We start from the raw sequence: 25265 nt of genomic DNA on the forward strand, positions 1-25265 counted from the left end.
TTCCTTCGCTGGGCAGACGGCGGCCGCCGTGTCCGGCAGCGGGACGGCGGTCGGCCCTGAGCCCTCATCGTGGGTCGGTGCCTCGGACTCCGCGAGCCGCACGAGTCATCAGAGGGAACTGCCCGGCGCACAGCAAAGCCCCGGCTCGTCACGAGCCGGGGCTGTGGTCCTTGTGGCTACTCCGCGAGATGCCGCTCCACCGTCTCCACCTTTGAAGTCAGCCCGTCGGTCACCCCGGGGCGGATGTCCGCCTTGAGGACGAGGGACACCCGAGGCGCCCGCCGTTCCACCGCGGCGACCGCACGCCGGACGACGTCCATGACCTCGTCCCACTCTCCTTCGACGGACGTGAACATCGCGTCCGTACGGTTCGGCAGCCCGGACTCCCGCACCACCCGCACCGCGTCGGCGACGTACTCTCCCACGTCCTCCCCGACCCCCAGCGGCGTCACGGAAAAGGCGACGATCATGCCTTCACGGCCCCTTCCCGGCGCGCCCGGGACGCGATGACCGCGTCCTCGGCCTCACGCCGCAGCTTGCGCTCCGCGAAGAACCCACCGGTCGGCAGCACCGAGAGGACGAAGTACAGCGCGGCGGTCTTCACCGACCACTTCGTCCGGTTCCACGCGTCGGCCCAGAAGATCACGTACAGGATGAACAGGACACCGTGCACCATGCCCATCACCGGCACGGCATTGAAGTCCGTGGTCCGCTTCAGCACCGAGCAGACCAGCAGGAGGAGGAAGGAGATCGCCTCGGGGGCCGAGACCAGGCGGAGGCGGCGGATGGCGGTGGCGGTCTTGAGGTCCACGGGTCACCTTCGGTGGGAGAGACGGTCTGACGGTTTGTGAACGCACGCACAAGCGTCCGGCCCATTGTGGCAAACCGCCGCGGGCCCCGACCCCTAGGGGTGTGCTCAGGGTGGTTCTCCACCCACAGGCCCTGTCCGCAGGGCCCGACCTGCGGCTACCTTCACGTACGTGGCGATGTTCCGACTTCAGAGCAGCAAGGTGCTCGCCGTCGACATGACGGAGACGCCGTGAAGGCGAAGAACGGCTCGATGGTCGCGTACGACGGCGAGATGGCCTTCAAGAAGCTCAGCGGCGGCGGCGAGGGCATACGAGGCATGGTGACCCGGCGGCTGACCGGCGAGCAGATGACCTTGATGGAGGTGAAGGGGCGGGGGACCTGCTGGTTCGCCGACCGCGCCTCCGAGATCAACCTGGTGGGTCTCCAGGGCGACAAGCTCTACGTGGAGTCCAGCAACCTGCTCGCGACCGACGGCGGGCTGCGCACGGGGACCGAGTTCACCGGCCTGCGCGGCGCCTCGCAGGGCAACGGGCTGTTCACGACGACCGTCGAGGGCCACGGCCAGGCAGCGATCATGTCGGACGGCCCGGCGGTGGTGCTGCGGGTGAGTCCGCAGTATCCGCTGACCGTCGACCCGGGGGCGTACGTGGCACACCAGGGGAATCTCCGGCAGTCCTTCCAGTCCGGTGTGACGTTCCGCACGCTGCTCGGGGAGGGCGGCGGCGAGGCCTTCCAGATGCGGTTCGAGGGGGACGGGCTGGTGTACGTGCAGCCGAGCGAGCGGAACACGATCGCGGGAGACGTGTGAGATGGCCTTCCGGGAGATCAACGCGAAGATGGTCGAGGCGACGATCGCGCCGGGCCAGCGGCTGTTCAGCCAGCGCGGCGCGATGCTCGCCTACAAGGGCGAGGTGTCCTTCACGCCCAACATGGCCGGCGGCCAGGGCGGGCTCATGTCGATGATCGGCCGCCGGGTCGCCGACGAGGACACGCCCTTGATGACCGTCGAGGGCAGCGGCACCGTCCTGTTCGGGCACGGCGGGCATCACGTCCAGGTGATCCAGCTCGCCGGCGACACGCTGTACGTCGAGGCGGACCGCCTCCTGGCCTTCGAGGGCACGCTCCAGCAGGGGACGATGTTCCTGGGCTCGCAGGGCGGCGTCATGGGCATGGTGCGCGGGCAGGTCAGCGGCCAGGGGCTGTTCACCACCACGCTCAAGGGGCATGGGGCCGTCGCGGTCATGGCCCACGGCGGGGTGATCGAGATCCCGGTCACACCCCAGCGGCCGGTGCACGTGGACCCGCAGGCCTACGTCGCCCACCACGGGGAGGTCCGCAACAAGCTGTCCACGGCCCTGGGCTGGCGGGACATGGTGGGCCGCGGCTCGGGCGAGGCGTTCCAGCTGGAGCTCAGCGGCAGCGGTGCGGTGTACGTCCAGGCGTCGGAGGAGAAGCTGTGAGCACGTACGGAACCCCGGGCGCCGGCCCCGCGGTCTTCGACCCGGCGACGCTGCCGCCCGATGACAACGTCAACGCCTACACCTTCTGCGTGGAGCTCAAGGGGAGCCAGTGGTTCCTCCAGAAGGGGAAGATGATCGCCTACTACGGCTCGATCGACTTCAACGGCGTCGGACACGGCCGGCTGGACCGTCTCGTCCGTACGTCCTTCCATTCGCCACTGCACGCGAGCGACTGGGTCGTGGCGGAGGGCTCGGGCAAGATGCTCCTCGCCGACCGGGCCTTCGACGTGAACTCGTTCGACCTCGAGGACGGCAATCTGACCATTCGCTCGGGCAACCTCCTCGCTTTTCAGCCAACTCTGTCGCTGAAGCAATCAATCGTGCCGGGTTTCCTCACCCTCATCGGAACCGGAAAGTTCGTGGCCGCGTCGAACGGCCCTGTGGTGTTCATGGAACCCCCGATCCGGGTCGACCCGCAGGCCCTGGTCGGATGGGCGGACTGCCCCTCCCCCTGCCATCACTACGACCATGGGTACATGACCGGGGTAATGGGCGGTCTACGTGCGCTGACGGGCCTCGGCGGGGCCTCCGGTGAAGAGCACCAGTTCGAGTTCGTCGGCGCCGGCACGGTCCTGCTCCAGTCGTCCGAGACCCTCATGGCGGAGCAGGCCACGGGGGCCGTTCCGCACCAGGCCGGAGTGCCCGGCGGCGGGGCGCACAGCCCCCAGGCGGGCCAGTCCGGAGTACCGCGTCTTCCCGGACAGCTGGGGGACCTCCAGCGTCGCTTCGGGCTGTGAGCGGTAGTCTGCGGAGTGTGACATCGAACGTCTGCGCACCGATGTTCGGCGGGTGCGCTCCGTCACACGAAAACCCTCACTAGTTCGCCTTTCAACCTTTTAGGTAGACTTCATTCATGGAGACCGAGACGGCCACCCGCTGGCTGACCGATGCGGAGCAGTGCGCCTGGCGCACCCACCTGGAGGTCAACAGGCTGTTGACGTACCAGCTCGAGAAGGACCTGCAGCCGTTCGGCCTGACAATGAACGACTACGAGATCCTGGTGAATCTCTCCGAGTCGGAGGACCAACGGATGCGGATGAGCGACCTCGCCTCCGCGACCCTCCAGTCCAAGAGCCGCCTCTCCCACCAGATCACGCGCATGGAGAACGCGAACCTGGTCCGGCGGGAGAACTGCGAGTCCGACCGCCGGGGGCTCTACGCGGTCCTCACCGACCACGGCATGGCGACGATGCAGAAGGTCGCGCCCCACCATGTGGCGTCCGTGCGGAGGCACTTCATCGACCTGCTGTCCCCCGAGGCCCTGACGGAACTCGACAAGGCTCTCAAGCCCATCGCGGAGCACCTGCGCACCCAGCGCGGGCGCCCGTGACCCCGGGACGGCACATCCCCGGCTAGGCGAGCGGCAGGCGGAGTTCGAACAGGGCTCCGCCTTCGGGCCCCCGGCCGGCCGTGAGCGTGCCGCCGTGCCGGACGGCGACGTCCCGGGCGATGGCGAGCCCCAGCCCGGCACCGCCGTCGTCGCGGCTGCGGGCGGCGTCCAGCCGGACGAACCGCTCGAAGATCCGCTCCCGGTCGGCCTCGGGCACGCCGTCCCCGTCGTCCGCCATCCCGACCACGGCCAGGTCGCCCTCCCGCCGCACCGTCACGGTGACGGCCGACCGGGCGTGCCGCTGGGCGTTGTCGAGCAGATTGGCGAGCACTCGCCCCAGCTGCCCGCGCGATCCGGCCACGTTCACCGGCTCCGCGTCCACCGTCACGCCCGTCCGCCCCTCGGCCTCCTCCCGGGCCATCCCGGCGAGGTCGACCTTCGCGTCACCCGGGCGCTCCCCCGCGTCCAGCCGGGCGAGCAGCAGCAGGTCGGCGGCTAGCCGCTGGAGCCGCACGGTGTCCTCCACGGCCCCGTCGAGGTCCAGCAGTTCGGGATGCGCGGCGGCCACCTCCAACTGGGTGCGCAGCGAGGCGATCGGGCTGCGCAGCTCGTGGGAGGCGTCCGCGACGAAGCGCCGCTGCCGCTCCACGGAGGTCTCCAGGGCCGCGAGCGTCTCGTTCGTCGTCCGGGCGAGCCGGGCGACCTCGTCGTGCGTCTGCGGCTCCGGCACCCGCCGTGCGAGGTCCTGGGAGGCGGTGATCGCGGCCATTTCACTCCGGATGCCCTCCACCGGCCGCAGCGCCCGCCGCGTGACCAGCCAGGTCACCCCCGCGACGACGCCGAGCAGCAGCGGGAACCCGATCAGCATCACCGTCGTCGCGCTCTGCACGGCCCCGTGCTCGGCGGCCAGCGGGGCACCGGCGTAGACCTTCAGCCGCCCCCGGTCATGCGTCTCGACCTCGACGGCGGCGAACCGGTAGTCCTCCGTCTCACCGTCGATCGTCGCGGACCCGTTCCGGAAGGTGCTCTCCCCGGCGATCTCCCCCGGTTCGAGGGACTCCTCGTGGTCGTCGGAGTCATCGTCATCGTCCCCCTTGGCCGCCGCCGGCGGCAGCGGCTTCACCCGGTCGGAGTCGGTGCCGCTGATCTTCTCCAGATCCTCGCTGACCGCGACCACCCGCTTCTTCCCGGCGAGCACCTGGACCGGCCCGTCGTCGCCGTCCAGCCCGGACAGCTTGTCGTACGGCGTCCCGGCGGCGAGTTCGGCGGCGACCGCCCGGGCGGAGCGCTCCGCCCGGGTGCCGGCCTCGCCCATCAGGTTGGACTTCAGGGACAGCAGAACGGCCGCCCCGGCCGCGACGAGCGCCACCGCGACCACGAGCGTGGCTCCCAGCGTGGCTCGCGCCCGGACGGACCCGAACAGCCGCCTCATGGCGACGTCTCCAGCCGGTACCCGGCACCGCGCACGGTCCGGATCAGCCCCGCCCGCAGCTTGCGCCGCAGGGTGCTGACGTACACCTCGACGATGTTGGGGTCCCCGTCGTACGCGAAGTCCCACACGTGTTCGAGGATGTCGGACTTGGACACGACCTCCCCGGCCCGCAGCACGAGGTGCTCCAGCACGGAGAACTCCTTGGCGGTCAGGGCGACCTCGTCCTCCCCCAGGAACACCCGCCGGGCCGCGGTGTCCACCTTCAGGTCCCCGTGCACATGCACGGGCGAGGCCCCGGCACCCACCCCGCGCCGCCGCAGCAGCGCCTTGATCCGGGCGACGAGCACGACGTACGAGAAGGGCTTGGTCAGATAGTCGTCCGCACCGGTGTCGAGCCCCTCCGCCTCGTCGTACTCGCCGTCCTTGGCGGTGAGCATCAGGATCGGCACCTCGTGCCCGGCGGCGCGCAGGGCGGCGCAGACCCGGTAACCGTTGAGGCCGGGCAGCATGATGTCGAGGATCACCAGGTCGTACGCGCCCTCCGAGGCCTGGTGGAGCCCCTCCCGTCCGTCGTGGACGACGTCCACGGCGTACCCCTCGGCCGTCAGGCCCCTGGCGAGCGACAGGGCCAGCCGCTTCTCGTCCTCCACGATCAACAGGCGCATGGATAAAGAGTGGCAAAGCCAAGCTGAAGATCCCTTCAGGGGCCTTCAGGTTCCTCTCAGCCTCGGTCAGCCAGATTGGAACACGTCGAAAACAAACGACTCGGGAGGAATCCGCATGAAGCGCAACATCGTGATCGCCGCTGTGACCGCTGCCGCTCTGATCGGAGGCGGTACGGCCACGGCGCTCGCGACCACGGGAGACGACCAGGGCTCGGCGCGGCAGGCGGCGAACACCCGGCTGTCGGACGACGACGGCCGCGACGACCAGGACGGCGTGGACGCGCAGGACGACCGCGACGACGACGCGCGCGTTGCTTCCGCCGACGTGTCGGCGCCCGAGGCCATCTCTTCCGCGCTGAAGCACACGTCCGGCACGGCCGTCTCCGCCGAGCTGGACGACGAGGACGACAGCGGCAAGGTGATCTGGAAGGTCGACGTCCTGTCCGGGGACAACAGCTGGCACAGCGTGAGCGTCGAACCGTCGAGCGGCAAGGTCCTCGGTTCGCACACCGACGACGAGGACGACACGGCGCAGGTGCGGGCGGCGCTGAAGGGCTCTTCCGTGACGGCCGAGGAGGCCGCGAAGGCCGCGAAGGCCGCCGACGGCAAGGGCACGGTGACGTCCGTGGACCTGGACGAGGACGGCAAGAACAAGTCCTGGGAGGCCGAGACGCACAAGTCCGGCGGCGCCGAGCAGGACTGGAGGATCGACCTCGACACGGGCAAGATCACGGCGGACCAGGACCAGGACTGACCCGGTACTGCCCCTTTCCCACCGCCCCGGCGTCGCTGCTGACGCCGGGGCGTTGTTGCGCAGCTCGGCGCTGCGGGGTGCCGCTGCGCCCACCCGTGCCGCCTGGGGGCACCTCCCAGGCCCTTAAGGCACTGGGGGAGGCACGACTGCCCGCAGCTAGGCGGGACCGGCGCCCCGCGGCAGCTGAGCCACCTCCGCATGCCCGCAGGCGCAGCGGCCGGCCCGGCGGGAGCTAAGGCACGACGCCCCCGCACTCGCGCACGGCGAGAAGGGGACGTGTCGGGGGGGGGTCCGCCCGCAGCGGTTGGCGCGTCAGCGGACAGTTAGTTGGTTCGCAAGCCCATCGCGCCGTTCCGAGGACGGACACCCCCCGGCGCGGCCCCGACCCACCAGCCCGCCGCAGGCGCAGACCCCCGCCCAACCGCCGGACGCACCCCGCGCTCAGCCCTCCGTCAACCCCGCGACGAGCTCGTCAGCCGCACGGTACGGATCCAGCTCCCCCGCCACGATCCGCTCCGCGAGCGCACCCAGCCGCCGGTCCCCGTGCAGATCCCCGATCCGCTCCCGCAGCGCCGTCACCGCGATCGTCTCGACCTCCCTCGCCGCACGGGCCATGCGCCGCTCCGCGAGCACCCCCCGCTCCTCCATCCAGGCGCGATGCTTCTCCAGGGCCTCGACGACCTCGTCCATGCCCTCCCCCCGCGCGGCGACCGTCTTCACGATCGGCGGACGCCAGTCCCCGGGCGCCCGGGCCTCCCCCAGCCCCAGCATGTGGTTCAGCTCGCGAGCCGTCGCGTCCGCCCCGTCCCGGTCGGCCTTGTTCACCACGTACACGTCACCGATCTCCAGGATCCCGGCCTTGGCCGCCTGGATGCCGTCCCCCATCCCCGGGGCCAGCAGCACCACGGACGTGTCCGCCTGCGAGGCGATCTCCACCTCCGACTGCCCGACCCCCACCGTCTCGACGAGGATCACGTCACAGCCCGCCGCGTCCAGCACCCGGATCGCCTGGGGCGCGGCCCACGCGAGCCCGCCCAGATGCCCGCGCGTGGCCATCGAGCGGATGTACACGCCCGGGTCCGACGCGTGCTCCGACATCCGCACCCGGTCCCCGAGCAGCGCACCCCCGGAGAACGGGGACGACGGGTCGACGGCGAGCACGCCGACCCGCTTGCCCTGCTTGCGGTACGCGGTCACCAGCGCCGAGGTCGACGTGGACTTGCCGACCCCAGGCGACCCGGTCAGCCCGACCACGTACGCCTTGCCGGCCAGCGGCGCCAGCGCCGCCATCACCTCCCGCAGCTGCGGGGACGCCCCCTCCACCAGGGAGATCAGCCGGGCCACGGCCCGCGGCCGGCCCTCCCTCGCCTGGGCGACCAGCGTGGAGACGTCCTGCATCACAGCTCCGTTCAGATGAGGGAGATCCGAAAACCGGTGCTCAGGCCTTCGGCACCCGCACGATCAGCGCGTCACCCTGACCACCGCCACCGCACAGCGCGGCCGCGCCCACGCCGCCACCACGCCGCTTCAGCTCCAGCGCGAGGTGCAGCACGAGCCTCGCACCGGACATCCCGATCGGGTGACCCAGGGCAATGGCACCACCGTTGACATTCACCTTTTCGGTGGACACCCCGAGGTCCTTCATCGACTGCACGGCCACCGCCGCGAACGCCTCGTTGATCTCGATGACGTCGAGGTCCTCGACGCCCAGCCCCTCCTTCTTCAGCGCGTGCTGAATCGCGTTGGACGGCTGGGACTGCAGCGAGTTGTCCGGCCCGGCCACGTTCCCGTGCGCCCCGATCTCCGCGATCCACTCCAGGCCGAGCTCCTGCACCTTGGCCTTGCTCATCACCACGACGGCGGCGGCACCGTCGGAGATCTGCGAGGCGGAACCGGCCGTGATCGTGCCGTCCTTGGCGAAGGCCGGACGGAGCTTGCCCAGGGACTCCGCGGTGGTGTCACCGCGAATGCCCTCGTCCTTGCTGAACAGCACCGGGTCGCCCTTGCGCTGCGGGATCTCCACCGGGGTGATCTCGGCCTCGAAGATGCCGTTCTTCTGCGCGGCGGCGGCACGCTGATGGCTCAGCGCCGCGAACTCGTCCTGCTCGGGTCGCGCGATGCCGAGGCGCGTGTTGTGCTTCTCCGTCGACTCGCCCATGGCGACGTTCTCGAAAGCGTCGGTCAGACCGTCGTACGCCATGGCGTCGAGCATCTCGATCGCGCCGTACTTGAAGCCCTCACGGGACTTCGGCAGCAGGTGCGGGGCGTTGGTCATGGACTCCTGGCCGCCCGCGACGATCACGTCGAACTCACCCGCACGGATCAGCTGGTCGGCGAGAGCGATGGCGTCGAGGCCCGACAGACACACCTTGTTGATGGTCAGCGCCGGCACGTTCATCGGGATGCCGGCCTTCACCGCGGCCTGGCGCGCCGGGATCTGCCCCGCCCCGGCCTGGAGCACCTGACCCATGATCACGTACTGCACCTGGTCGCCACCGATCCCCGCACGGTCGAGGGCGGCCTTGATCGCGAAGCCGCCGAGGTCGGCTCCGGAGAAGGACTTCAGCGAACCGAGCAACCGCCCCATGGGCGTACGCGCCCCCGAGACGATCACCGAGCTGGTCGTAGCAGAAGACATGAGCTGCGATCCCCTTACCGGCTGCACAGCCGAGGAGTGAACGAGGGTTTACTTCGAATGTACTGACCGGTACGCCACCCCGTCATCGGGCTGTCGGTGTGATCGCGCGCACGTTGCGTAACCACCTCCGGAGCGCTGCACTGAATCCATGCTGACGCGAATCGACCACATCGGAATCGCCTGTTTCGACCTCGACAAGACCGTCGAGTTCTACCGTGCCACCTACGGCTTCGAGGTGTTCCACTCCGAGGTCAACGAGGAGCAGGGCGTGCGCGAGGCCATGCTCAAGATCAACGATACGTCCGACGGCGGCGCCTCGTACCTGCAGCTCCTGGAGCCGACCCGCGAGGACTCCACCGTCGCGAAGTGGCTGGCGAAGAACGGGGAGGGCGTCCACCACATCGCTTTCGGTACGGCGGACGTGGACGCCGAGGCCGCGGACATCAAGGACAAGGGCGTACGCGTGCTGTACGAAGAGCCGCGACGCGGTTCCATGGGGTCACGGATCACCTTCCTGCACCCGAAGGACTGTCATGGCGTGCTGACAGAACTGGTCACTTCGGCGGCCGTTGAGTCACCTGAGCACTGACCCTCGTACATAGGGGCCGGTAGGGTTGGGGGCGGTCGCCGCTCAGCCAGGGTGACCGCGGTCCCGCCGTGCGACGGCAGGACCACCGGGGTCCGGGTTTCGGGGGACGAGCGTCGGGGCAGCAGCCTCTGCTCCGCCGATGATCTGACACCATTCCCCGGGGGCCCCGTTCGGCGGATGGACGGAGCTCGTTTGGAGAGAGTTGCGACCAGGGGACGGATGGGACCGCGCAGTGCGGGGCTACGAGAGCCAGGAGCGAGAGCCGGCGGCTGACGTCGACCACCTCTCTCGGTTCGAAGCCGAGATGAAGCGGCTGAAGACCGAGCGGGAAAAGGCGATCCAGCACGCCGAGGACCTCGGCTACCAGGTCGAGGTGCTGCGCGCCAAGCTGCACGAGGCGCGGCGCACCATCATGTCCCGGCCCTCCTTCGACGGCGGCGACATCGGCTGGCAGGCCGAGCAGTTGCTGCGCAACGCGCAGATGCAGGCCGACCAGATCCGGGCGGACGCCGACCGTGAGCTGAGTGAGGCCCGGGCCCAGACCCAGCGGATCCTCCAGGAGCACGCCGAGCAGGCGGCCCGGCTCCAGGCGGAGCTGCACCAGGAGGCCGTGACCCGGCGCCAGCAGCTCGACCAGGAGCTGGCCGAGCGCCGCCAGACGGTCGAGTCGCACGTCAACGAGAACGTGGCGTGGGCCGAGCAGCTGCGGGCCCGCACCGAGCAGCAGGCCCGCCGGCTGCTGGAGGAGTCCCGCGCCGAGGCCGAGCAGGCCCTGGCGACCGCCCGCGCGGAGGCCGAGCGGCTGACGACCGAGGCCCGGCAGCGGCTGACGGGCGCGGCCGAGGAGGCCCGCGCGGAGGCCGAGCAGATCCTGCGGCGTGCCCGCACGGACGCCGAGCGGCTGCTCAACGCCGCCTCCACCCAGGCGCAGGAGGCCACCGACCACGCCGAGCAGCTGCGGACGTCCACGGCCTCGGAGTCGGAGTCCGCGCGCCGCCAGGCCCAGGAGCTGAGCAAGGCCGCCGAGCAGCGGATGGCGGAGGCCGAGGAGGCGCTGCGCAAGGCGCAGGCCGAGTCGGAGAAGCTGGTCGCGGAGGCCAAGGAGGCCGCCGCCAAGGCCCTGGCGAGCGCGGAGTCCGCGAACGAGACGCGTACGCGCACCGCCAAGGAGCAGGTCGCCCGGCTGGTCGAGGAGGCCACGAAGGAGGCCGAGAACACCAAGTCCGAGGCCGAGCAGCTCGTCGCGGACGCCCGCGCCGAGGCGGAGAAGATCGTCGCGGAGGCCTCCGAGAAGGCCCGCACGCTCACGGCCGAGGAGACGGCGACCCAGCTGTCCAAGGCGGCCAAGACCGCCGAGGAGGTCCTCAACAAGGCGTCGGAGGACGCCAAGAAGACCACCAAGGCCGCGGCCGAGGAGGCCGAGCGGATCCGCAGGGAGGCCGAGGCCGAGGCGGACCGGCTGCGCGCCGAGGCGCATGACATCGCCGAGCAGCTCAAGGGCGCGGCGAAGGACGACACCAAGGAGTACCGCGCCAAGACGGTCGAGCTGCAGGAGGAGGCCCGCCGGCTGCGCGGCGAGGCCGAGCAGCTGCGTTCGGACGCCGTAGAAGAGGGCGAGAAGATCCGCGCCGAGGCCCGCAAGGAGGCCGTGGCGCAGATCGAGGAGGCGGCGCGGTCCGCCGAGGAGCTGCTCGCCAAGGCGAAGGCGGACGCGGACGAGCTGCGCACGACGGCCCAGACGGACAGCGAGAGGGTCCGCACCGAGGCCATCGAGCGGGCGACGACGCTGCGCCGGCAGGCCGAGGAGACCCTTCAGCGCACCCGGCAGGAGGCCGAGCGGCACCGCGAGGAGGTCGTCGAGCAGGCGGAGGCCCTCAAGGCGGAAGCCGAGCGTGCGGCGCGGGAACTGCACGAGGAGACCGAGCGGGCCATAGAGGCCCGCCGCGCGGTGGCCGCCCAGGAGCTGACGCGGCTCCAGACGGAGGCGGAGGAGCGGCTCACCGCCGCCGAGCAGGCGCTGTCCGACGCCCGGGAGGAGGCCGCGCGGATCCGTCGCGAGGCCGCCGAGGAGAACGAGCGGCTGCGTGCCGAGGCCGCCGAGCGGATCCGTACGCTCCAGCAGCAGGCCGAGGCGGAGGCCGAGCGGCTGCGCGACGAGGCCGCGTCCGACGCGTCGGCCGCGCGTGCCGAGGGCGAGGCCGTCGCCGTCCGCCTGCGGTCGGAGGCCGCGAGCGAGGCCGAGCGGCTGAAGTCGGAGGCGCAGGAGAGCGCCGACCGGGTCCGTGCGGAGGCGCAGGCCGCCGCCGAGCGGCTGGCCACGGAGGCGTCCGAGACGCTGGCCGCCGCCCAGGACGAGGCCAACCGGCGGCGCCGGGAGGCCGAGGAGCTCCTCGGCAGTGCCCGGCAGGAGGCCGACCAGGAGCGCGAGCGGGCCCGCGAGCAGAGCGAGGAGCTGCTGGCTTCCGCGCGCAGGCGCGTGGAGGAGGCGCAGACCGAGGCCGTCCGGCTGGTCGAGGAGGCCGACCGGCGTGCCACGGAGATGGTGTCGGCGGCCGAGCAGCACGCGCAGCAGGTCCGGGACTCCGTCGCGGGGCTGCACGAGCAGGCGCAGGAGGAGATCGCCGGGCTGCGCAGCGCCGCCGAGCACGCGGCGGACCGTACGCGGCGCGAGGCGCAGGAGGAGGCGGACCGGGTCCGCTCCGACGCCTACGCCGAGCGGGAGCGGGCGAGCGAGGACGCCGGCCGGCTGCGGCGCGAGGCGCACGAGGAGTCCGAGGCCGCCAAGGCGCTCGCCGAGCGCACGATGTCCGAGGCGATCGCGGAGGCGGAGCGGATCCGCGCGGACGTCGCCGAGCATGCCCAGCGGGTGCGCACGGAGGCGTCGGACGCCATCGCGGAGGCCGAGCAGAGCGCCTCGCGCACCCGGGCGGACGCCCGCGAGGACGCCAACCGCATCCGCTCGGACGCGGCGACGCAGGCGGACACCCTCATCACCGAGGCGCGCAACGAGGCGGAGCGGCTCACGACCGAGACGGTCCAGGAGACCGACCGGCTGCGGATGGAGACGGTCGCGGAGGCCGAGCGGGTCCGCACGGAGGCCGTCTCCGAGGCGGAGCGCCTGCGTGCCGAGGCGGCCGCGGAGGCCGAGCGGCTGCGCGCCGAGGCCGCGGAGACGGTCGGCTCGGCACAGCAGCACGCCGAGCGGGTCCGCAGCGAGGCCGAGCGCGTCAAGGCGGACGCCGAGGCGGAGGCGGAGCGGCTCGTCAACTCCGCGCGCGAGGAGGCCGACCGGACGCTGGACGAGGCCCGCAAGGACGCCAACAAGCGGCGTTCCGAGGCGGCCGAGCAGGTCGACAAGCTCATCTCGGAGACCACGGCGGAGGCCGACAAGCTGCTCACCGAGGCGCAGCAGCAGGCGCACAAGACCACCGCGGAGGCCGAGTCGCAGGCCGACACGATGGTGGGCGCGGCCCGCAAGGAGGCCGACCGGCTCGTGTCCGAGGCGACGGTCGAGGGCAACTCGCTGGTGGAGAAGGCCCGTACGGACGCGGACGAGCTGCTGGTCGGCGCGCGCCGGGACGCCACGCAGATCCGGGAGCGTGCCGAGGAGCTGCGCGACCGCATCACGTCCGAGATCGAGGAGCTGCACGAGCGGGCCCGCCGGGAGTCGGCCGAGGCGATGAAGTCGGCGGGCGACCGCTGCGACGCGCTCGTCAAGGCCGCGGAGGAGCAGCTCGCGAAGGCGCAGGCGAAGGCCAAGGAGATCGTGTCGGAGGCCAACTCCGAGGCGGGCAAGGTCCGTATCGCCGCGGTGAAGAAGGCGGAGGGGCTGCTCAAGGAGGCCGAGCAGAAGAAGTCCACGCTGGTCCGGGAGGCCGAGGAGCTCAAGGCCGAGGCGATCCGCGAGGCGAAGCGCACGGTCGAGGAGGGCAAGCGCGAGCTGGAGGTCCTGGTCCGCCGCCGCGAGGACATCAATGCCGAGATCTCCCGCGTCCAGGACGTCCTGGAGGCGTTGGAATCCTTCGAGGCCCCCTCCCCGGCCAAGGACAGCGGAGTCAAGGCGGGCGCAACAGTCGGCGCACCCCGTTCGGGTGGCAAGTCCACGGATAGCTAGAACCTGCCCGGCGGACCAGGCCAGACTGGAGATACGGTGCCGCGCCCCTGGCCTGGTCCGCCGGGGAGGTTCTGGGCGAACCGGGGCGAAACCGGTGTGTTCTGGAGCCTTTGACCATGTCTTTGGCAAGCAGTCCTGGGATCAGCCACTCAAAAGGGGTCTCATTTTGCAGACCAAACGCGCATCCGCTCGATGACACACCGTTTCGGCCCCTAGGATTCCACCTATCACCTCACCGGTCTCATTCGACAGGAACCCCATGAGCGACACTTCCCCCTACGGCTTCGAGCTTGTGCGGCGTGGATACGACCGCGCTCAGGTGGACGAACGTATCTCCAAGCTCGTCTCCGACCGTGACAGCGCTCTCGCCCGCATCACCGCTCTGGAAAAGCGCATCGAAGAGCTCCACCTCGAGACGCAGAACGCCCAGGCCCAGATCAGCGACGCCGAGCCGTCGTACGCGGGCCTCGGCGCACGCGTGGAGAAGATCCTCCGCCTCGCCGAGGAAGAGGCGAAGGACCTGCGCGAGGAGGCCCGGCGCGCTGCCGAGCAGCACCGCGAGCTCGCCGAGTCGGCGGCCCAGCAGGTGCGCAACGACGCCGAGTCGTACTCGGCGGAGCGCAAGGCCAAGGCCGAGGACGAGGGCCTGCGCATCGTCGAGAAGGCCAAGAGTGACGCCGCCCAGCTGCGTGCCGAGGCGCAGAAGGACGCGCAGTCCAAGCGTGAGGAGGCGGACGCCCTCTTCGAGGAGACCCGCGCCAAGGCCGCTCAGGCCGCCGCCGACTTCGAGACGAACCTCGCCAAGCGCCGCGAGCAGTCCGAGCGCGACCTGGCGTCCCGTCAGGCCAAGGCCGAGAAGCGCCTCGCCGAGATCGAGCACCGCGCCGAGCAGCTCCGCCTGGAGGCGGAGAAGCTGCGCACGGACGCCGAGCGCCGCGCCCGCCAGACGGTGGAGACGGCCCAGCGCCAGGCCGAGGACATCGTGGCCGACGCCAACGCCAAGGCCGACCGCATCCGTTCGGAATCCGAGCGCGAGCTCGCGGCCCTCACCAACCGCCGCGACAGCATCAACGCCCAGCTGACGAACGTCCGCGAGATGCTCGCGACGCTCACGGGCGCCGCGGTGGCCGCCGCCGGCACGCCGGCCGAGGACGAGCCGATCTCCCGCGGGGTTCCGGCCCAGCAGTCCCGGTAACGACCCGGCATACGGAGTCTGAATCTCCGCAAAGCCCTCTGCCGCTCGGGTGGCAGAGGGCTTTGTCCCGTTCTAGCGTGGCGGGCATGATTGAGCTCGAGGGGCTGACCAAGCGGTACGGCGAGAAGGTGGCGGTCAACAACCTGTCCTTCACCGTCAGACCTGGCATCGTCACCGGCTTCCTCGGCCCCAACGGCGCGGGCAAGTCCACGACCATGCGGATGATCCTGGGGCTCGACCACCCGACCGCCGGCGACGTCCGTATCGACGGCAAGCACTACCAGCAGCTCAAGGACCCGCTGACGTACATCGGCGCCCTGCTGGAGGCCAAGGCCTGGCACGGCGGGCGCAGCGCCTACAACCACCTGCTGTGCCTCGCGCAGAGCAACGGCATTCCGCGCGGCCGGGTCCATGAGGTGCTGGAGACGGTCGGGTTGACGACGGTCGCGAAGAAGAAGACCAAGGGCTTCTCGATGGGCATGGGGCAGCGGCTCGGCATCGCGGCCGCGCTGCTCGGCGATCCGCGGATCCTGATGTTCGACGAACCGGTCAACGGCCTCGACCCCGAGGGCATCCACTGGATCCGCACGCTGATGAAGTCCCTGGCGGCGCAGGGCCGGACCGTGTTCGTCTCCTCCCATCTGATGAGCGAGATGGCGCTGACGGCCGACCACCTCGTCGTCATCGGGCAGGGGCGGCTGCTCGCGGACACCTCCATGGCCGACTTCATCGCGCGCAACTCACGGTCGTACGTCCGGGTCCGCAGCCCGCAGCGGGAGCGGCTGCTCGACGTGCTGCACCAGGCCGGGGTCGTGGCCGTCGAGAGCGGTGACGGGGTGCTGGAGGTGGACGGCGGCAAGGCCGAGCACGTCGGCGAGCTGGCGGCGCAGCACGGGATCACGCTGCACGAGCTGAGTCCGCAACAGGCGTCGCTGGAGGAGGCGTTCATGCAGCTGACCGCGGAGTCGGTGGAGTACCACGCGCACAGCAGGGCGAGTCCCGAGCCACCGGGGCAGCAGTGGGGCGACGGCTGGAAGAGGGGCTGAGCATGGCGACGACGCAGGTCGTACGGTCGGAGTGGACGAAGATCCGGTCGGTGGCGTCCACGGTGTGGACCCTGTCGCTGGTGGTGGTCGTGACGGTCGCCCTCGGCATGCTGATCGCGGCCCTGTCCAAGAACGAGTTCGACTCCATGGGCGCGCAGCAGCGGGCGGAGTTCGATCCGACGTTCATCAGTTTCGCGGGGATGAGCCTCGGGCAGCTCGCGATGATCGTGTTCGGTGTGCTGGTGGTGTCGAACGAGTACAGCACCGGCATGATCCGCACCTCGCTGGCCGCGGTGCCGCAGCGCGGCTCCTTCCTGTTCAGCAAGATCGCGGTGGCGGGCGGACTCGCCCTCCTGGTCGGTCTCGTCACCAGCTTCGCCGCCTTCTTCCTGGGGCAGGCGATGCTGGGCGAGCACCGGGCGGAGATCGGTGACCCGGGGGTGCTGCGCGCCGTGTTCGGCGGGGGCCTCTACATGGCCCTCATCGCGATGTTCTCGATGGGCGTCGCCGCGATGCTGCGCTCGCCGATGCTGTCGCTGGGCATCCTGATGCCGTTCTTCTTCCTGATCTCCAACATCCTGGGCAATGTCGACGCGACGAAGAAGGTCGGCCGGTTCCTGCCCGACCAGGCCGGCAGCCGGATCATGCAGGTGGTCACGCCCGTCGACGACGTCCCGTACGGGCCGTGGGGCGGCCTCGGGATCATGGGGTTGTGGGTGCTCGCGGCGCTGGTCGGCGGGTACGTGCTGCTGAAGAAGCGCGACGCCTAGGCAGGCGCGCCCCGGGGGCTGCCGGGGCGCGTCACGCTCTCCCCTTTACTTTCATTTGAGCGGAACCGTCAGCGCCTCGATATCCTCCTAACCCTTACGGGGGCGTGTGCCCCGCTGTCCTGAACCTTGCGATGGGTGCGGAGCATGATCGAAGCAGTCGGCCTGACGAAGCGCTACGGCGACAAGACCGCTGTGCACAACCTTTCCTTCCAGGTACGGCCGGGGGCCGTCACGGGCTTCCTCGGACCGAACGGCTCAGGCAAGTCGACGACGATGCGGATGATCCTCGGCCTGGACAACCCGACGGCCGGGCACGTGACGATCGGCGGCTACCCGTATCGCAAGCTGCCCAACGCCCCCCGTCAGGTCGGTGCCCTGCTGGACGCCAAGGCCGTGCACGGCGGCCGGGCCGCCCGCAACCACCTGCTGTGCCTGGCCCAGCTGTCGGGCATCCCGGCCAGGCGGGTGGACGAGGTGCTCGGGGTCGTCGGCCTCCAGGACGTGGCCAAGAAGCGCTCCAAGGGCTTCTCCCTCGGCATGGGACAGCGGCTGGGCATCGCCGCCGCGCTGCTCGGCGACCCGCAGGTGCTGCTGTTCGACGAGCCGGTCAACGGCCTCGACCCCGAGGGCATCCTCTGGGTGCGCAACCTGATGAAGGCGCTCGCGGCGGAGGGCCGTACGGTCTTCGTCTCCTCCCATCTGATGAGCGAGATGGCGCTGACCGCCGACCATCTCATCGTCATCGGCCGCGGGCAGCTCCTGGCCGACATGAGCGTGACGGCGTTCATCTCCGCGAACTCCGCCGACTTCGCACGGGTCCGTACGCCGGACACCGAGCCGCAGCAGCGGGAGAAGCTGTCGGCCGCGCTCACCGAGTCGGGCGGGCACGTGCTGCCCGAGCAGGACGGCGCGCTGCGCGTGACCGGGCTGCCGCTCCCCCGCATCAGCGACATCGCGCACGACCACGACGTCCGGCTGTGGGAACTGTCGCCGCACCAGGCCTCACTGGAGGAGGCGTACATGCGGATGACGCAGGGCGCCGTCGACTACCGCTCGACCATCGACCAGAAGGAAGGCCTCCAGCAGCCGCTGCCGCCCGGGGCACAGCCCCCGATGCCGATCCCCGGCCAGGGCCAGCCCGGCTGGTACGCCCCGCCGCCGCCCCCGCCGGGCGCACACCCGTTCACGGCGCCGCCGCAGGCCGCACCGGGCGCCCCCTACGGCGCACCTGGGGCTCCGGGAGTCCCCGGCCCGGGAACCCCGAACCCGTACGCCCAGCCGGCGGGCCAGACACCGCAGCCGCCGGCATCGCAGCCCTCCGGCCAGACGCCGCCCCAAGCCCCTGCGATGCCCGCCGCGCAGGCATCGCAGGCGGGCACCGGGCCCGCGCAGCCCGCAGGCCGGGCGCCGCAGGGCAGCTCCGAAGCCCCGGCAGGGCCCGCGGCCCAGGCGGGCGCGCCCACACCGTCGGTCTCCGCCCCGGCCCCGGACCTGACCAAGCCGGAGGACCCCCGATGACCAGCCCCGCAGCACCCGCGGCCCCCGCCGGGCCCGCGGCCCGGGCAGGCGCGCACACACCGCCGACTGCCCGGCAGGCCCCGCCGCCGCACGCCACTCCCACCACGCCGGTCTCCGCCCTCGACCTCCTTGCCCGAGCCGAAGGCCCTTCGGCGAGCAGCCCCGCGGCACCCTGGGCCCCCGCCGGGCCCGCGGCCCGGGCAGGCACGCCCGCGCCGTCGGCCGACAGCCCGGCACCCGCCACGTACACCGCGCCGGTTTCCGCCCCGGCCTCCGATCTGACCAAGCCCGAGGACCCCCGATGAGCAGCCCTCAGCCTCAGATGCCGCCGGCCGCGCCCACCTGGGAGGCGGCGCCCGGTTCTTCGTACTCCGGTTACGCCTCGCCGATCCCGGTCGTGCGGACGCACCTCGGGCATGCCATCGCCTCCGAGTGGACGAAGATCAGGTCGGTGCGCTCCACGATGTGGACGCTCGGCGTGTTCGTCCTGCTCGTCATCGGCATCGGCACGCTGACCGGCGTGGTGGTGGCGAACTCCGACCCGGCCCTGTCCGGCGAGAGCCCGCTCGGCCTGGGCTTCTTCGGGCTGCTGCTCGGCAGCATGTGCATCATCACGCTGGGCGTGCTGACCACGGCCTCGGAGTACGGCACGGGCATGGTCCGCACCACGATGGTCGCGTGCCCGAGCCGGGGCCGGGTGCTCGCGGCGAAGGGCATCGTGTTCTTCCTGGTCGCGTTCGTGGTGACGCTGGTGTCCGCGTCCCTCGTCGCCTTCCTGCACGTGGCCATGCTGGAAGGCCAGGGCGCCAAGGACCCGTCCGGCGCGGAGTGGTTGAGGGGTACGGTCGGCATCTCCGCGTACGTCGCGCTGCTGGGCCTGCTCTCGCTCGCCGTCGGCTCGATCATCCGGCACTCGGCGGGCGCCATCACCATCATGATCGGCGCCGTGCTCGCCCCGCTGGTGATCGCGCTGTTCATGTTCTCGCAGTCCCTGGAGGACGTGCGCCAGGCCCTGTTCGAGTTCTCCATCCCGAACCAGCTCAGCGTCTTCTACTCCAACTCCCTGAGCGAGTCCGGCCCGTCCGGCTGGGACCCGCTGTGGATCATCCTCGGCGCGACGGCCGTCGCGTTCGCCGCCGCCTTCGCGCTGCTGGAGAAGCGGGACGTCTGAGGTCCCTCAGAATCTGGGCGCGTTACGGGACCGCTGCACCCCGGGGGTGCGGCGGTCCCGCGCGTTCCAGCAGGCCTTGTGCCAGTGCCGGCGGTCGTCGACGCCCGTGTGCTCGGACCAGGCCACCACGTGCGGCACCCCGTCCGGGATCAGTTGCTCGCAGCCGGGGCAGCGGTAGGACTTGCCCTGCGCGCTCGCGCCGGCCACGTGCCGCACGCTCCAGTTCTCGCCCTGCCAGTTCTCCGATGACTGCCAGCCGCCGTAACGGCCGGGGCGGTCGTCCTCGGCGCTCCGGCCGGACGAAGCGGCGCCCTTGGGTCGGTTGCGACGCGGGGACACGGGACACCTCTCGGGGCTATACAGGACACGTGGCGTGCCCAGCCTACGCGGCGCGGAGGGGGGTACACGTACGCCACCAATCCTCGCAAGTCCCTCGCCGGGCAGGGCGGGCCCCGCCGGGATCTCTCCCCGGGCTCCCGCGGAACGGCCCATTCTGCAGACAATCCGCAAAGTACCCCGACCGGCCGTGTCCTCGGCACGTGTCAGACGGTTATGCCCTGTGGGGGAGCTCCGTGTCGGAGCCAAGGAAGCAGGAAAGCAATGCGCGTTGGAAGTTTCGTGTTGGCGGCCCGGTTCCCCGGTCAGGGCGAGGGAGAGGCGCTGCACCGCGCGGTCCGCTCGGCCGAGGTGGCCGAGGAGGCCGGGCTCGACACGGTCTGGCTGGCCGAGCACCACTTCGTGCCGTACGGCACGTGCCCGTCGGCCATCACCCTGGCCGCCTTACTGCTCGGCCGCACCCGCCGCATCCGGGTCGGTACGGCGGTCAGCGTGCTGCCCACCGCCCACCCCGTGGCCCTCGGCGAACAGGCCGCGCTGCTGCACCACACGAGCGACGGCCGTTTCACGCTCGGCGTCGGGCGTGGCGGCCCGTGGGTCGACCTGGAGGTGTTCGGCGCGGGCCTGGAGGCGTACGAGAAGGGGTTCCCGGAGTCCCTGGACGTCCTGGTGCGCTGGCTGCGCGACGCGTCCGTGGCGGCCGACGGGGAGCGTTTCCGCTTCCGTGAAGTCCCGGTGGTCCCCCGGCCGTCGGAGGCCCTGACCGAGGCCGAGGGCCCCGAGCTGGTCGTCGCGTGCACGTCCCCGGCGAGCGTGCGGCTGGCGGCCGAGCGCGGGCTCTCGATGCTCCTCGGGATGCACGTGGGGGACGAGGAGAAGGCCGAGATGGTCGCCCTGTGGCGGCAGCACGCGCGGGCGTGCGGGCGGCCGGCGGAGGAGATCCACCGCGCGTCCCATGTGTCGGCGGGCGTCTGCCAGGTCGCGGACCGGCGGGTCGACGCGGCGGAGACGCTGCTGAAGGCGATGCCGGGCTGGCTGAAGCAGGGCCTGGAGGCGCATGTCACGGTCGACGGGCGCACGCGCCGGATGCGCGACCCGCTGGCGTACACCGAACTGCTCTGCGGGCTGCACCCGGTGGGCACCCCGCGGCTGTGCGCCGACCGGCTGGCGGCGACCAGCGAGCGGACCGGCATCTCTCGTTTCGCCCTGCTCGTCGAGGGCTCCGGGGACCTGGCGGCGACGGAGGAGAACGTACGGCGGCTGGGGGCCGAGGTGCTCCCCCAACTCGCCTGACCACGCGGTGGGTTCCTATGGGCTTGCCGCTCCGGTACAGAACTGCACCTCCCGCGTACGGAGCGGCAAGCAAGCGGCGCCGCGTCAGCAGTCCCGGAACTCGGGTGACTGGTTGAGCACCTGGCTGCGGACCGACGTGAAGCGGCCCAGCTTCTCGTCGACCGAGGAGTCAAGCGGGAACACGGCCACCCGGTGGCAGTTCTGGAAGGCCAGTCGCACACCGAAGTGCCGCTGCAGCGCGCCGCGTATCGCGTCACTCGCAAGCGCACGCAGCAACTGACCGCGTGCCTGCTCGTCCGGCGGAGGCGTCTGGTTGTCGGCGAACGCACCGCCGTCCACCTTCAGCTGGGCCACCAGGGAGCTGATCATCTCCCACGCGTAGGGCAGGGAGGTCCGGACGCAGTCGACGAATTCCGCTTCGTCGACCTCGCCTCGCTCGGCCTGTTCGAGTAGGGCCGGTGAGACGTCGAGCGACATGAGTTCTCCTCTCGCACCCCCGCCCGGCGGGCAGGGGTTGCCGGACAGATAAGGGAGTTCGCGATACCGGACACGCTGCGTACACACATCGCGACCTCCCGTTCATACCGTAAGCAACCGCCGGTGACCGCACCAGGAGAATGCGCAGATGAGGCACTCCCGATGACCACACCCTGCACACAATCGGCCAATACCGAACACGTGTTTTCCAGGGCGAATCGCGTCGGCACCCGCCCGTCGAGTAGCGTTGCCGACCATGCGTCTCGTCATTGCCCGCTGCTCCGTGGACTACGCCGGGCGGCTCACCGCCCACCTTCCCTCGGCCCCGCGCCTGATCCTGGTGAAGGCGGACGGCAGCGTCTCGATCCACGCCGACGACCGGGCCTACAAGCCCCTGAACTGGATGTCGCCGCCCTGCACGCTGAAGGAGGGCACCGGCGAGGACGAAGGCGTCTGGACCGTCGTCAACAAGGCGGGTGAGAAGCTCATCATCACGATGGAGGAAGTCCTCCACGACTCCTCGCACGAACTGGGCGTCGATCCCGGTCTGATCAAGGACGGCGTGGAAGCGCACCTCCAGGAGCTGCTCGCCGACCGCATCGAGACACTCGGCGAGGGCTACACCCTCATCCGCCGCGAGTACCCGACGGCCATCGGGCCGGTCGACATCCTGTGCCGGGACGCCGACGGCAAGACCGTCGCGGTGGAGATCAAGCGGCGCGGTGAGATCGACGGCGTGGAGCAACTGACGCGCTATCTGGAGCTGCTGAACCGCGATCCCCATCTCGCCCCGGTCCGCGGCATCTTCGCCGCCCAGGAGATCAAGCCCCAGGCCCGTGTCCTCGCGACCGACCGCGGCATCGGCTGCCAGGTCCTCGACTACGACGCGCTACGGGGCATCGAGGACGACAAGCTGCGGCTGTTCTGACACACCGCACGCACACGACGAACAAGGCCGGGTCCGTGGAACGGACCCGGCCCTGCTGTTCGGCCGTCAGATCACCTGGTCCGGGCTGCTCTCCGGCGCGCTCGCGGTGGTGCTCGCGGGGGCGCTCGACGCCGGGCCGCTGGCCGAGTCCGAGGTGGACGGCTGCGAGGTCGGCGGCTGGGACGTCGGCGACTGGGAGGTCGGCGGCTGAGACGTGGGCGACTGCGAGGGCGGCTTCGACGTCGTCGGCGGCTTCGACGTCGTGGGGGGCCTGGACGTCGTCGGCGGCTTGGACGTGGCCGGCGGCCGGGAGGTCGCCGGCGGCTTCGACGTCGACCCGGAGTCGCTGTGGCTCGGGGAAGCACTGGGACTGCCCGTCGGCGTCGGATCGTCCGGGGTGCCCGGCGTGCCGTCCGGACCCGGGTCGGTCGGGCGGCTCGTCGCCGCGCCCGTGTCGCCGTTGCTGTCGTTCGCCGGCCGGTCGGCGCCCAGGCTGCCGTCGTCGACGCCCTGGCTGGCCGAGGGGTTGACGCCGACCTGGTCGGACGGCGGGTTCGCCTCCTTGTCGGAGGTGGCGCCGAGGGTCACCACCGTGCCGAGCACGGCGACGAGCAGGGCACCGGCCCCGGCGGCCACGAGGTTGCGCCGGGCCAGGCCCTTGAGCCCGCCCCGGGCCTTGCGCGAGGGCGAGGACGGGCTCTGGCGGGTGACCAGGGTCGGCGAGGGCGGCTGCTGGAGGGTCGGGAAGGCCGCCGGCACACCGCCGGCCGGGGACGGCGACTCCTCGTACCGGGCCTCGGGCACCTCCTCGGCCGCGGTCGGCCCGAGTCCGATCGGCGTGCCCGAGCGGTCGGCGACCAGGGCGAGAGCCCGACGGCCGGCGACGGTGCCACGCTTGTCGGAGAGGGAGCCGCGCAGGCCGATCGAGGTCTCCAGTTCGGCCCGGGCCCGGTCGAGCTGTCCGCCGCACAGGGCGAGGATGCCGAGCTCGTGGTGGAAGTAGGCCTGTTCGGCGACGTCGTCGGCGAGCCGGGCGGCCTCGGCGCCGAGGTGCAGGGCGCGTTCCCAGGCACCCCAGTGCAGTCCGGCGGCGAACGCGGGCGCGGCGGTGCGCGCCAGGTGCACGGCCGGGCTCTCCTCGCCCTCGGCGGCCGGGCCGGTGAGCGGCCCGAGCACGGCCAGGGCGGCGAGGAGGGCGTCGGCCTCGGCGCACACGCGCTCCGGTGTGACCGAGGGGTGCCCGGCCCACCAGGAGTAGTGCTGGGCGGCGCTGCGGGCGCCGGCCTCGGCCTCGTCGGCGTATCCGGCGGCCTCCAGCTGGGCCAGGACACCGGCGGCGAGCCGGTAGCGGGAGCCGACCGGGGAGACCAGGCCGCAGGAGGCCAGTTCGCCGAGCGCGGCGTCCGCGTGGGTGTCGCCGACCAGGGCGGGCAGATGCGCCTGGTGGGGCACCTCGCCGCCGAGGGCGACGGCGAACCGCAGGGTGGCGCGGGCGGAGGCGCTCAGCCGGGAGGCGAGCAGCGGCGCGGGCGCGGCGGCCTCGCCGAGCGAGGGCAGTGGTACGTCGTCCCCGTCGGCGGCGTCGTAGGCGTCGGCCGGGGGCTCGTCCTCGAAGACGCCGAACGCGTCGACGGCGCTGGTCCCTGCGCGCAGCCGGTCGCGCTGCCGCAGCAGGGCGCCGGCCTGCACGAAGCGCAGCGGCAGTCCCTCGGACTCGAACCAGAGGTCGCCCGCCCAGTTGGACTCCTCGTCGGTGAGGGACCGCCCGACGGCGTGTTCCAGCAGGTCGAGGCCGGCGGCGCGTTCCAGGCCGCCGAGGAGGACCTCCTCGACGCCGGAGTCGGCGGAAGGGGCCGGCACGTCCGGCGTGGCGCCGAGCAGGAAGGCGCACTCGGGGGTGGCCTCCAGCAGCTCGTCGAGCGCGGCGCCGCCGAACTCCAGGTCGTCGACGACGACGACCGCGCCGATCTCCCGGACGAAGGTGAGCAGTTCATCCCGTTCCGGGCGGTGCAGGGGGGCGTTGTACACCGCGTAGAAGAGGTCGTACAGCAGGTCGCCGGAGGTGCGGCCGAAGCCGTTCAGGCGTACGACGCCGTCGGGGGCGAGGTCGGAGCAGTCCTCGCCCACGAGGTCGAGGAGGCGGGTGCGGCCGCAGCCGGCGGGGCCGGTGAGGCGGACCGAGCGGCCGCGGGCGAGCAGGCGCACCAGTCGCTCGCGTTCGTCCTGGCGGGCCAGCAGCGGGAGGCTGGGCTGCGCGGGCCCGGGCGGGACGGGCGGCCGGGCCGCGCGCTCGGCCTCGGCGCGCTCCGCCGTCGTGAGTTTCACGGGACGGGCGGGCCGTTCGGCGGGCGGGCAGGCTTCTATCTCGCTGCCGTCGACGGGGTTGACGGTCAGCAGGAAGTCGCCGGAGACGAGCTGCACCGTGCGGGCGAGCGCGGGCGCGTGCTGACTGAAGTCGGGTGTGAGGGATTCCCTGGGCGGGCGCTGGCGCGGCGACTCGCTGTCGCCGTCGTGGCCGTACTCCTCGGGTCCCCGGGTGTTCGGGTCCATAGGTCAAAGCCCCCCAAAAGCGTGTGTGTGCTCTGAAAAGCCCCTCCCGGCCTTGCTGCACACCGCGCTGTCGCTTCTGGTCCGGGCCCGCAGATAGGGTTTCAAGGCAGCGGGCAGCCGAACCCTAAA

General features: G+C 71.7%; 22 protein-coding genes and 1 pseudogene. 14 read left to right on the top strand and 9 right to left on the bottom strand.

All coding sequences use genetic code 11. The features are described 5' to 3' along the window. Window positions 1–176: 176 nt before the first annotated feature. Both ACIBL4_RS37180 and ACIBL4_RS37185 read right to left on the bottom strand, forming a co-directional pair. Window positions 177–470 (bottom strand): MTH1187 family thiamine-binding protein, encoded by a 294-nt coding sequence (locus ACIBL4_RS37180; RefSeq protein ID WP_030854324.1) that lies wholly within the window; start codon window positions 468–470, stop codon window positions 177–179. Beyond that, window positions 467–811 carry a DUF3817 domain-containing protein gene (locus ACIBL4_RS37185; protein WP_399416231.1) on the bottom strand — a complete coding sequence of 115 codons (345 nt, stop codon included), beginning with the start codon at window positions 809–811 and terminating at the stop codon, window positions 467–469. The genes ACIBL4_RS37180 and ACIBL4_RS37185 overlap by 4 nt, the downstream gene beginning before the upstream one ends. Window positions 812–986: 175 nt before the next feature. On the opposite strand from ACIBL4_RS37185, the pseudogene ACIBL4_RS37190 reads away from it, so the two are divergent. From ACIBL4_RS37190 to ACIBL4_RS37205, 4 genes and pseudogenes are all read left to right on the top strand, one after another. After that, a pseudogene (locus ACIBL4_RS37190) lies at window positions 987–1618 on the top strand (AIM24 family protein). Window position 1619: 1 nt separating this feature from the next. After that, window positions 1620–2270: an AIM24 family protein gene (locus ACIBL4_RS37195; RefSeq protein ID WP_399416233.1), complete on the top strand. Its 651-nt coding sequence runs from the start codon at window positions 1620–1622 to the stop codon at window positions 2268–2270. Then, window positions 2267–3067 (top strand): AIM24 family protein, encoded by an 801-nt coding sequence (locus tag ACIBL4_RS37200; protein WP_399416234.1) that lies wholly within the window; start codon window positions 2267–2269, stop codon window positions 3065–3067. The genes ACIBL4_RS37195 and ACIBL4_RS37200 overlap by 4 nt, the downstream gene beginning before the upstream one ends. Window positions 3068–3183: 116 nt before the next feature. Continuing rightward, window positions 3184–3660 carry a MarR family winged helix-turn-helix transcriptional regulator gene (locus ACIBL4_RS37205; protein WP_086564495.1) on the top strand — a complete coding sequence of 159 codons (477 nt, stop codon included), beginning with the start codon at window positions 3184–3186 and terminating at the stop codon, window positions 3658–3660. Between the two features lie 22 nt (window positions 3661–3682). Here ACIBL4_RS37205 and ACIBL4_RS37210 read toward each other — a convergent pair whose 3' ends face one another. Further along, window positions 3683–5092: a sensor histidine kinase gene (locus ACIBL4_RS37210; RefSeq protein ID WP_399416235.1), complete on the bottom strand. Its 1410-nt coding sequence runs from the start codon at window positions 5090–5092 to the stop codon at window positions 3683–3685. After that, a complete protein-coding gene (locus tag ACIBL4_RS37215; RefSeq protein ID WP_399416236.1) occupies window positions 5089–5757 on the bottom strand; it encodes a response regulator transcription factor in 669 nt (222 codons plus the stop codon). The genes ACIBL4_RS37210 and ACIBL4_RS37215 overlap by 4 nt, the downstream gene beginning before the upstream one ends. A 115-nt stretch (window positions 5758–5872) precedes the next feature. Here ACIBL4_RS37215 and ACIBL4_RS37220 point away from each other — a divergent pair, with 115 nt between their 5' ends. Then, window positions 5873–6511, top strand: a complete 639-nt coding sequence (locus tag ACIBL4_RS37220) for a PepSY domain-containing protein (protein WP_399416237.1) — start codon at window positions 5873–5875, stop codon at window positions 6509–6511. A gap of 441 nt (window positions 6512–6952) precedes the next feature. Here the strand turns inward: ACIBL4_RS37220 and meaB are convergent, their stop codons facing one another. Both meaB and ACIBL4_RS37230 read right to left on the bottom strand, forming a co-directional pair. Next, on the bottom strand, window positions 6953–7909 hold the full coding sequence (gene meaB, locus ACIBL4_RS37225) for a methylmalonyl Co-A mutase-associated GTPase MeaB (protein ID WP_399416239.1): 957 nt from the start codon (window positions 7907–7909) through the stop codon (window positions 6953–6955). A gap of 40 nt (window positions 7910–7949) precedes the next feature. After that, window positions 7950–9149 carry an acetyl-CoA C-acetyltransferase gene (locus ACIBL4_RS37230; RefSeq protein ID WP_399416241.1) on the bottom strand — a complete coding sequence of 400 codons (1200 nt, stop codon included), beginning with the start codon at window positions 9147–9149 and terminating at the stop codon, window positions 7950–7952. Between the two features lie 148 nt (window positions 9150–9297). Between ACIBL4_RS37230 and mce the strand changes: the two genes are divergently transcribed. From mce to ACIBL4_RS37265, 7 genes are all read left to right on the top strand, one after another. Beyond that, window positions 9298–9738 carry a methylmalonyl-CoA epimerase gene (gene mce / locus ACIBL4_RS37235; RefSeq protein ID WP_059417187.1) on the top strand — a complete coding sequence of 147 codons (441 nt, stop codon included), beginning with the start codon at window positions 9298–9300 and terminating at the stop codon, window positions 9736–9738. 232 nt (window positions 9739–9970) lie between these two features. After that, window positions 9971–13852 carry a polarized growth protein Scy gene (gene scy, locus ACIBL4_RS37240; RefSeq protein WP_399416242.1) on the top strand — a complete coding sequence of 1294 codons (3882 nt, stop codon included), beginning with the start codon at window positions 9971–9973 and terminating at the stop codon, window positions 13850–13852. Between the two features lie 259 nt (window positions 13853–14111). Continuing rightward, window positions 14112–15047 (top strand): cellulose-binding protein, encoded by a 936-nt coding sequence (locus tag ACIBL4_RS37245; protein ID WP_010040099.1) that lies wholly within the window; start codon window positions 14112–14114, stop codon window positions 15045–15047. Window positions 15048–15133: 86 nt separating this feature from the next. Further along, a complete protein-coding gene (locus tag ACIBL4_RS37250) occupies window positions 15134–16093 on the top strand; it encodes an ABC transporter ATP-binding protein (RefSeq protein ID WP_399416243.1) in 960 nt (319 codons plus the stop codon). A gap of 2 nt (window positions 16094–16095) precedes the next feature. Beyond that, entirely contained in the window at window positions 16096–16863 is a 768-nt protein-coding gene (locus tag ACIBL4_RS37255) for an ABC transporter permease (RefSeq protein ID WP_399416244.1), read from the top strand. A gap of 144 nt (window positions 16864–17007) precedes the next feature. Continuing rightward, window positions 17008–18381, top strand: coding sequence for an ABC transporter ATP-binding protein (locus ACIBL4_RS37260; protein ID WP_399416245.1), 1374 nt, complete (start codon window positions 17008–17010; stop codon window positions 18379–18381). A gap of 301 nt (window positions 18382–18682) precedes the next feature. Beyond that, a complete protein-coding gene (locus tag ACIBL4_RS37265) occupies window positions 18683–19552 on the top strand; it encodes an ABC transporter permease (protein ID WP_399416246.1) in 870 nt (289 codons plus the stop codon). A 6-nt stretch (window positions 19553–19558) separates the two neighbouring features. On the opposite strand, the gene ACIBL4_RS37270 is transcribed toward ACIBL4_RS37265, so the two are convergent. After that, a complete protein-coding gene (locus tag ACIBL4_RS37270) occupies window positions 19559–19891 on the bottom strand; it encodes an ATP/GTP-binding protein (protein WP_399416247.1) in 333 nt (110 codons plus the stop codon). A gap of 261 nt (window positions 19892–20152) precedes the next feature. On the opposite strand from ACIBL4_RS37270, the gene ACIBL4_RS37275 reads away from it, so the two are divergent. Then, entirely contained in the window at window positions 20153–21181 is a 1029-nt protein-coding gene (locus ACIBL4_RS37275) for an LLM class flavin-dependent oxidoreductase (protein ID WP_399416248.1), read from the top strand. An 84-nt stretch (window positions 21182–21265) separates the two neighbouring features. Here ACIBL4_RS37275 and ACIBL4_RS37280 read toward each other — a convergent pair whose 3' ends face one another. Further along, window positions 21266–21658: an SCO5389 family protein gene (locus ACIBL4_RS37280; RefSeq protein WP_030246492.1), complete on the bottom strand. Its 393-nt coding sequence runs from the start codon at window positions 21656–21658 to the stop codon at window positions 21266–21268. Window positions 21659–21914: 256 nt separating this feature from the next. On the opposite strand from ACIBL4_RS37280, the gene nucS reads away from it, so the two are divergent. After that, complete coding sequence (gene nucS / locus ACIBL4_RS37285) at window positions 21915–22586, top strand: endonuclease NucS (protein ID WP_190055002.1); 672 nt, start codon at window positions 21915–21917, stop codon at window positions 22584–22586. A gap of 66 nt (window positions 22587–22652) precedes the next feature. Here the strand turns inward: nucS and ACIBL4_RS37290 are convergent, their stop codons facing one another. Further along, on the bottom strand, window positions 22653–25136 hold the full coding sequence (locus ACIBL4_RS37290; RefSeq protein WP_399416249.1) for an ATP-binding protein: 2484 nt from the start codon (window positions 25134–25136) through the stop codon (window positions 22653–22655). Between the last annotated feature and the right edge of the window lie 129 nt (window positions 25137–25265).

The sequence above is a fragment of the Streptomyces sp. NPDC050416 genome (genome assembly GCF_044458845.1).
GTDB lineage: Bacteria > Actinomycetota > Actinomycetes > Streptomycetales > Streptomycetaceae > Streptomyces.

Bases quoted from the DNA above. Each gene is read 5' to 3' on its own strand.
- ACIBL4_RS37275 (WP_399416248.1), top strand. From the start codon at position 20,153: ATGCGCGTTGGAAGTTTCGTGTTGGCGGCCCGGTTCCCCGGTCAGGGC.
- meaB (WP_399416239.1), bottom strand. From the start codon at position 7,909: ATGCAGGACGTCTCCACGCTGGTCGCCCAGGCGAGGGAGGGCCGGCCG.
- ACIBL4_RS37205 (WP_086564495.1), top strand. From the start codon at position 3,184: ATGGAGACCGAGACGGCCACCCGCTGGCTGACCGATGCGGAGCAGTGC.
- ACIBL4_RS37245 (WP_010040099.1), top strand. From the start codon at position 14,112: ATGAGCGACACTTCCCCCTACGGCTTCGAGCTTGTGCGGCGTGGATAC.
- ACIBL4_RS37290 (WP_399416249.1), bottom strand. From the start codon at position 25,136: ATGGACCCGAACACCCGGGGACCCGAGGAGTACGGCCACGACGGCGAC.
- ACIBL4_RS37220 (WP_399416237.1), top strand. From the start codon at position 5,873: ATGAAGCGCAACATCGTGATCGCCGCTGTGACCGCTGCCGCTCTGATC.
- ACIBL4_RS37265 (WP_399416246.1), top strand. From the start codon at position 18,683: ATGAGCAGCCCTCAGCCTCAGATGCCGCCGGCCGCGCCCACCTGGGAG.
- nucS (WP_190055002.1), top strand. From the start codon at position 21,915: ATGCGTCTCGTCATTGCCCGCTGCTCCGTGGACTACGCCGGGCGGCTC.
- ACIBL4_RS37195 (WP_399416233.1), top strand. From the start codon at position 1,620: ATGGCCTTCCGGGAGATCAACGCGAAGATGGTCGAGGCGACGATCGCG.
- ACIBL4_RS37250 (WP_399416243.1), top strand. From the start codon at position 15,134: ATGATTGAGCTCGAGGGGCTGACCAAGCGGTACGGCGAGAAGGTGGCG.
- mce (WP_059417187.1), top strand. From the start codon at position 9,298: ATGCTGACGCGAATCGACCACATCGGAATCGCCTGTTTCGACCTCGAC.
- ACIBL4_RS37215 (WP_399416236.1), bottom strand. From the start codon at position 5,757: ATGCGCCTGTTGATCGTGGAGGACGAGAAGCGGCTGGCCCTGTCGCTC.
- ACIBL4_RS37280 (WP_030246492.1), bottom strand. From the start codon at position 21,658: ATGTCGCTCGACGTCTCACCGGCCCTACTCGAACAGGCCGAGCGAGGC.
- ACIBL4_RS37260 (WP_399416245.1), top strand. From the start codon at position 17,008: ATGATCGAAGCAGTCGGCCTGACGAAGCGCTACGGCGACAAGACCGCT.
- ACIBL4_RS37230 (WP_399416241.1), bottom strand. From the start codon at position 9,149: ATGTCTTCTGCTACGACCAGCTCGGTGATCGTCTCGGGGGCGCGTACG.
- ACIBL4_RS37255 (WP_399416244.1), top strand. From the start codon at position 16,096: ATGGCGACGACGCAGGTCGTACGGTCGGAGTGGACGAAGATCCGGTCG.
- ACIBL4_RS37180 (WP_030854324.1), bottom strand. From the start codon at position 470: ATGATCGTCGCCTTTTCCGTGACGCCGCTGGGGGTCGGGGAGGACGTG.
- ACIBL4_RS37210 (WP_399416235.1), bottom strand. From the start codon at position 5,092: ATGAGGCGGCTGTTCGGGTCCGTCCGGGCGCGAGCCACGCTGGGAGCC.